The 4182-nt window shown below is 53.3% G+C and carries 2 protein-coding genes; both read left to right on the top strand.

Going from position 1 to position 4182, the window contains the following annotated elements:
- Positions 1-1369 precede the first annotated feature (1369 nt).
- Entirely contained in the window at positions 1370-1651 is a 282-nt protein-coding gene (locus VAE55_RS15860) for a DUF4212 domain-containing protein (RefSeq protein ID WP_322816706.1), read from the top strand.
- Between the two features lie 39 nt (positions 1652-1690).
- Positions 1691-3844, top strand: coding sequence for a sodium:solute symporter family protein (locus VAE55_RS15855; RefSeq protein WP_322816705.1), 2154 nt, complete (start codon positions 1691-1693; stop codon positions 3842-3844).
- Positions 3845-4182: the final 338 nt, after the last annotated feature.

Raw genomic sequence — 4182 nt, 5'->3', positions numbered from 1 at the left:
ACGATTGGCATCCTGTTTGCTCACAAAGGTGGCTGCTTGCGCACCTTCTAGCGCTGGCTGCAACGCGATGATGGCACTTGGTTTGGTGATGGCACTTTGCCGAAGCGAACCAGATTACAACGCTTGCTCAAAACGCATCAAGATTGGTGGCAATGGCTTCTGACCGATCCAACGTTCTTCACCGTCATTGATAGCTACCCGAGTGAACTGATTGTTCCGATGCGACAAGGCCGCAGTCCTCAGCAAGTGGGCAAAACAGGTCGCGACAACGGTCGCTGGCGCGTTGACATCAAGATTTGTTGGCTGTTGAATGACGTTTGCCGGCTAGTCGCTTGGGACGGGGATACCATCAATGTGGACGCTAGCCGCTTCAATCCGCTCGGAAAGCCGGTCATTGGCAAAACCATCGTGCGGGCAGACTATGGTTTTCGCGACCAAGATGGTGTCCAGAACCCATGCCGATCTGCAAGCAAGGAACCTGGCATCAACCCATGTACGTTGCAACCGCTTTGGCGTTGGTTACCGTGATTGGTGACCGGAAATGAATCCGATAGCGGCTGGCTCGGTCCATTCACATGCGTCTGGCTGATGTTTCCGCAATGGTCAACGTGCGCTTGGATTTGGTGCCCTCAGTTCACCCTGATGCTGTTCCTTACAGAATGAGCATCGCTGAGTTTTCTCTCTAACAACTGGCACCAATGGTTACTAAATCTGGTTCAATAACACAGCATTGCCCGCTCTCGCCTATCATCCTCACGCAGCACTTGTCAGGATTTTATCGTGGTGCGCAAGCGCTGGCATTCCCTAGGCACGATGCTTCGTGATCGATAATTGCAACTTTGCACAGTCTCATCGTGGTACGCAAGCGCTGGCCTCCCCTAGGAGAGCGAGCCGCCAGCCTCTCATCACCTGATACTATTCGTCGTACTTGCGGTTGGCAGTGTTGTGCATACCTGAACCGGCGCACGCTCGCAAATCCCTGTTGGCAGCAGTACCGGCGTACCACGCTTGCCTCCCATGACTACCTGCCTGTGCATACGGCTACCCTCGTAGAGATGACTCTGTTCGATGTCTCATAAGCCTGCTTACACACTCTTCCGCTCGTGAAGAAACCCACAGAGAATCTGGGAGTTATTTACCAAAACTTTACACAAAACTTAACCTGGGCTGAAAAATGGTTGCTACAATCATCACACCGCGATATGAGATGCATATCTGGCATGTTGGATGTCCGCCACTGTCTTGCCCTGGTTACTAACCATGAATGTTACTAACCTCACCATGTTCGTGAGGGGCACTGGCAGGCATAGCAATAGTCAATATGCATCGACTGAACGTGTAGGCAGTGTAGCTCGTTGAAGGAGGTCCTATGTCGGATCTATCGAAGCTCCCGGCTGCGGAGCGCAATCGGTTGTACTGGTCAGAGAACCTGCGTCTGATCAGCATTCTGCTTGCGATTTGGTTCGCAGTGTCGTATGTACCGGTACTCTTCGTCGAAGCTCTGAACAACATTGTGATTGCCGGTTTCCCTCTCGGCTACTACATGGGTAGTCAGGGTTCGTTGGTCGTGTTTGTCATCGAAATCTTCTATTACGCTTATGCGATGAACAAGTTGGATGAAAAGTACGGATTGAGTGATCGCGACCGCTAAGCTGTTACCGATGTCTTCAGTTGTAGAGGAGAAGAGTGCATGTCCACTTCAGCTCAGAGCGTCTTCCGCAATCGGATGGCGCGCTACTACGGCTACTTTACCATTGGCTTCATTTGTGTCAGCCTCCTGATGCTGCTCCTTGAAGTCTTTGCCGGTCTACCTACGCAACTTATCGGTTGGGCTTTCCTTCTGCTTACTTTCGCTTTGTACGCGACAATTGGTATTCTCTCGCGCACGAAAGTACTTGATGAGTATTACGTTGCCGGTCGCAATGTCCCGGCAGTGTTCAACGGTATGGCAACCGGTGCAGACTGGATGAGTGCAGCGTCGTTCATCTCAATGGCCGGTACACTCTGGTTGATTGGCTACGATGGTCTTGCTTACATTATGGGTTGGACCGGTGGCTATGTGCTGCTGGCCCTGCTCTTCGCGCCGTACCTGCGCAAGTTCGGTCAGTACACCATTCCCGACTTTGTCGGTGCCCGTTTCGGTGGTAACACCGCACGTGTGGTGGCTGCAATCTGTGCCATCATTGTCTCGCTGACCTACGTGACCGCTCAGGTTGTGGGTGTCGGTATCATCATGCAGCGCTTTGTCGGTGTTGATTACATGATCGGTGTTATCCTCGGCCTTTCAGGTGTGCTAGTCTGTTCATTCCTGGGTGGTATGAAGGCGGTGACCTGGACGCAGGTAGCCCAGTACATCATTCTGATTACCGCTTATCTGATCCCGGTAACTGCGCTGTCAATTCAGCTTACTGGCTTCCCAATGCCCCAGTTGAGCTACGGTCAGGCGCTTCAGCGTATTCAAGAGCTTGAGGTGGCGCAAGGCTTGTCGAAGGCGTCTGAGTCACCGGTTGTTCCGGGTAAGTTTGTCACCAGTGGATATATTCCACCTTTCAACGAAGGTCTGAGCAACACTGCCGCAGTTGATGCGGTGAAGCAGCTTAATACACAGTTTGGCCTGAATATCACCCCACCTGCGGCGCAGGCAATTCCCGATGCCAAGAAGCCGGAACTAGGCGACTGGCGTGGAACGCCGTGGAACTTCCTTGCCCTGATGGCATGTCTGATGCTGGGTACTGCTGGTCTGCCCCACATTCTGATCCGATTCTACACCGTGCCCAGCGTGCGCGAGAGCCGCATAAGTGTCGGTTGGTCGCTCTTCTTCATCTTCCTGCTCTATTTTACCGCTCCTGCCTATGCCGCATTCTCACGCTGGCAAATTCTTGAGAATGTGGTTGGTAAGGAGATCAGCCAGTTGCCGGATTGGACATCCACCTGGGCACGGAATGGCTTGATCGTGATCCGTGACCTAAAGATTCTGGACGGAGTAGAAGTTGGTAAGGAGCCAACCTGGGTGAAGAATCTGATCAACGCTGGTTCGGTTGTGGTTGAGGATGCCAATGGGAATGGTAGGATCGACCTTGCTGCCTGGGAAGATGCCGGTGAGGGCAAAGGCCGTGCTGGCGAGATCTCTGGAACGGCAGTAACTAAGGCGCGTGTCGATGGTGTTTTGCAGCTCAATGAGCTGGGCCGCACCGCTGCCGATGGTATCGATGGTGACCTCGTTGTGCTCTCGACGCCCGATATCGCCAATCTGCCCTTCACTATCGGCGCACTTGTTGCCGCCGGTGGTCTGGCTGCTGCACTAAGCACCGCCGACGGTCTGCTGGTCGTGATTGCGTCGGCGATTGCCCACGATATCTACTTCCGCACGATCAATCCGAAAGCCAGCCTCAATACTCGTATCGTGCTGGGCAAAGCAATGATTGTTGTCGCCGCAGTCATTGCTGCACTGCTCGCTATTCCACGTCTCGCCTTGATCGCACAGATGGTGGCCTGGGCCTTCTCAATGGCTGCATCCACCTTCTTCCCGGTCGTCTTGTTGGGCATCTTTTGGAAGCGAGCGAATGGGCCTGGGGCGATTGCCGGTATGATCGGCGGTTTGGCTGTGACCATCTTCTATATGGCGAACAACTATCTCAATCCGGCCTTCAATATACTCGGTATCTCTCACCTCGGTTCCGGTATCTTCGGTCTGCCGGTGGCGATTATCTTGATCGTGGTTGTCAGCCTGCTCACCAAAGAACCCTCGAAGGAGATTCAGAACCTGGTTGAGAACTTGCGCAACCCGATCACGGATGATGAGAGTATGACGAAGATGCTCGATAAGATGGCTCCGGCGAAGTAATCGGTCGTTCTCGTTTGAGAAGGCGCAGGGTGGATGCCCTGCGCCTTTTTTGTTTGGTTACCGTGGAAGGTCGATAGGGATTCGAGGGCGGACAGAAAATATGAGTTAACGTGACGTCTACCTCATCAGGACGCTCAATGCCGATGTCTAAAAAGCTGTGCTGTCTGCTTCCAGACAGTCACGCAGGCGCATGAACGCTTGCCAATTGTCAATGACAGCATATCATGCCGGTAAGAATATAGCAGCGCTGGCGATCATCAATAGTGTCATCACGCGCTGAATTGGTTGCCTTACCCGCTCGTCGTGCGGTGTGGCAGCGTTTGGAGTGCGGCAGCCAT

Origin of the sequence: Chloroflexus sp., from assembly GCF_034432675.1 — a bacterium.
Taxonomy (GTDB): domain Bacteria; phylum Chloroflexota; class Chloroflexia; order Chloroflexales; family Chloroflexaceae; genus Chloroflexus.
Note: the sequence above shows the minus strand (reverse complement) of the source record. Positions and strands in the feature narration are given on the sequence as shown.